Consider the following 567-nt stretch of genomic DNA (forward strand, 5'->3'; position numbering starts at 1 on the left):
GGAGGGCGCTTACCACTTTGTGATTCATGACTGGGGTGAAGTCGTAACAAGGTAACCGTAGGGGAACCTGCGGTTGGATCACCTCCTTACCTAAGAGATACGTGTTATGTGTAGTGCTCACACAGATTGTCTGATGAAGAACGAGCAAAAGCGCGTCTGCGAAGCTGACAAGAGTCCCCTTCGTCTAGAGGCCTAGGACACCGCCCTTTCACGGCGGTAACAGGGGTTCGAATCCCCTAGGGGACGCCAATTGCGCGGTATGAGTGAAAGGCGTACCACACTATGTCTGATGAAAGTCAGAGAATAGTTAAGATAATTCGTATGAGTTATTTTACCTATTATGCTCTTTAACAATCTGGAACAAGCTGAAAAATTGAAAACAAATCAATATATCACCGAGGTATATTGATGAGTCTCTCAAAATCTCAGACCTTGAAGTGTGAGCTCAAGACATTAGTCTTCGAGAGAAACATCTTCGGGTTGTGAGGTTAAGCGAATAAGCGTACACGGTGGATGCCTAGGCAATCAGAGGCGATGAAGGACGTGCTAATCTGCGATAAGCGTCGG

At 46.6% G+C, this 567-nt stretch carries 1 tRNA gene and 2 rRNA genes; all 3 read left to right on the forward strand.

Going from position 1 to position 567, the window contains the following annotated elements:
• Positions 1-89 (forward strand): 16S ribosomal RNA (locus tag AB4J89_RS18980); the annotation flags it as partial.
• 84 nt (positions 90-173) lie between these two features.
• Positions 174-249: transfer RNA gene (locus tag AB4J89_RS18985), tRNA-Glu, on the forward strand.
• A gap of 237 nt (positions 250-486) precedes the next feature.
• Positions 487-567, forward strand: a 23S ribosomal RNA gene (locus AB4J89_RS18990); the annotation flags it as partial.

The sequence above is a fragment of the Proteus sp. STS61-E genome, assembly GCF_040932335.1.
In the GTDB taxonomy this organism is placed as follows: domain Bacteria; phylum Pseudomonadota; class Gammaproteobacteria; order Enterobacterales; family Enterobacteriaceae; genus Proteus; species Proteus mirabilis_B.